Consider the following 1,982-nt stretch of genomic DNA (forward strand, 5'->3'; position numbering starts at 1 on the left):
GTGCCAATTTTTACGGTGGCTGTAGCTCAGTTGGTAGAGCCCTGGATTGTGATTCCAGTTGTCGTGGGTTCGAGCCCCATCAGCCACCCCAGATGAAAGCCTGCATATTGTATGCAGGCTTTTTTCCATTTATACCCGAATTTTACTTCAGATTTAATTGGGTTTCAAAAAAGTATTTATCAAACCGTTTCATCATGGCATCGGCAAAAATAGCATTTGCTGTGTTATCAAATATCAATGAATACGCAGTCAAGCCCGAATATTGTACCGTTCGGTATCTTTTTATGGCGTTTCGCCGTTATCCTTTATAATACCCCGATTATTTTCTGTTTCATTCCCAAAGGAACCGCATCATGTCCGAATGGCCAGCTCCAGAATTTGAATCCAAAATCTGTCCGCCCGAAAAGCTGGCGGAGCGTTTGGCGGCATTGCCCCGTCCGCTGGTGTTTACCAACGGCTGTTTCGATATTCTCCATAGGGGCCATGTAACGTATCTGGCGCAGGCGCGATCGGCCGGTGCGGCTTTGGTGTTGGCATTGAATACCGATGCTTCGGTGCGCCGTCAGGGCAAAGGGGACGATCGTCCGATTAATCCTTTGGAAAACCGCGCGGCAGTGGCAGCGGCATTGGCGAGCGTGGATTTGGTCACATGGTTTGATGACGATACGCCGGCTGCGTTGATTGAAATGGTCAAACCTGATGTATTGATTAAAGGCGGCGACTGGCCTGTGGATAAGATTGTCGGTGCGGCTGAGACGTTTGCGCGTGGCGGCAAAGTATTTTCGATTCCGTTTTTACACCAGACTTCGACCACCAAAACGTTGGCGAAAATTCGCGAAGCCGGAGGAGGCGAATGACGGATTTGAACAGCCGCCATTGGGCCTTGCTCGCCGCACTTTCAGACGGCCTGCCGCAACACGTTTCTCAGTTGGCGCGCGTGGTCGGTATGAAGCCGCAACAATTAAACGGATTCTGGCAGCAGATGCCGGGCCATATCCGCGGTTTGCTGCGCCAGCACGACGGGCAATGGCGTTTGGTGCGCCCTTTGGCTGTGTTTGCCGAAGAATCTCTGCAACAAATGGCCGGAAAACAGGGTTTTCGTGCGCAGTTGAAACACGAATGTTCGTCCAGCAATGATGAAATCATGGCATTGGCGCGCCAGTCGGCAGATTTGGCGCATAAGGCCTTGTGCGTGGCGCATTTCCAAACCAAAGGACGCGGACGGCAAGGGCGAAGCTGGGTCAACCGACAGGGTGAATGTCTGATGTTCAGCTTGGGCTGGGCGTTTGACAAGCCGCAGTATGAGCTGGGTTCGCTGGCGTTGGTGGCGGCATTGGCTTGCCGACGCGCGCTTGCCGATATCGGTTTGGACGTAAATATCAAGTGGCCGAACGATTTGGTCGTGGCCAACGATAAATTGGCCGGTATTTTGATTGAAACGGCGCGGGTAGAGAATAGGACTGTCGCCGTCATCGGCATCGGTATCAATTTTGTATTGCCGAAAGAAGTTGAAAACGCCACTTCCATACAGGCATTGTTTCAGACGGCCTCTAAGCAGGGCGTAAGCGTCAAAACCTTATTGAATGCGGTATTGGCGCAACTCGATGCGCTGTTGAACGAATACGCGCAAAACGGATTCGCGTCATGTGTCGGCGAATACGATGCCGCCAACCGCGACACAGGCAGGCCGGTCTTGCTGCTTCAAGAAGGGCGCATTGTTCATGAAGGCGTAGTCAAAGGCGTGGATGCGCAAGGCGCGTTGCGTTTGTTGACCGACAATGGCGAGAAAACCATTGTCAGCGGCGAGATCAGCTTGCGTCCGGATAATCGTCCGGCGCAACCTGCCGCGACTAAGCCGGAACGCTTTTTGCTGCTGGACGGCGGCAACAGTCAGTTGAAATGGGCGTGGGTAGAGAACGGCACATTTTCCGAAGTCGGCCGCGCGCCGTATCGTGATTTGACCCAGCTGGGCGAAGAATGGC

At 53.0% G+C, this 1,982-nt stretch carries 2 protein-coding genes and 1 tRNA gene; all 3 read left to right on the top strand.

Going from position 1 to position 1,982, the window contains the following annotated elements; genetic code table 11:
- The first annotated feature begins 15 nt into the window (after window positions 1–15).
- Window positions 16–91, top strand: a tRNA-His gene (locus ACTHUE_RS17000).
- A gap of 262 nt (window positions 92–353) precedes the next feature.
- Window positions 354–857, top strand: a complete 504-nt coding sequence (locus ACTHUE_RS17005; RefSeq protein WP_004520955.1) for an adenylyltransferase/cytidyltransferase family protein — start codon at window positions 354–356, stop codon at window positions 855–857.
- A partial coding sequence (locus ACTHUE_RS17010) for a biotin--[acetyl-CoA-carboxylase] ligase (RefSeq protein ID WP_440424037.1) occupies window positions 854–1,982 on the top strand: 1,129 nt, incomplete at its 3' end. The genes ACTHUE_RS17005 and ACTHUE_RS17010, both read left to right, overlap by 4 nt.

It is taken from the genome of Neisseria sp. P0021.S005, from assembly GCF_051956955.1.

Bases quoted from the DNA above. Each gene is read 5' to 3' on its own strand.
- ACTHUE_RS17005 (WP_004520955.1), top strand. From the start codon at position 354: ATGTCCGAATGGCCAGCTCCAGAATTTGAATCCAAAATCTGTCCGCCC.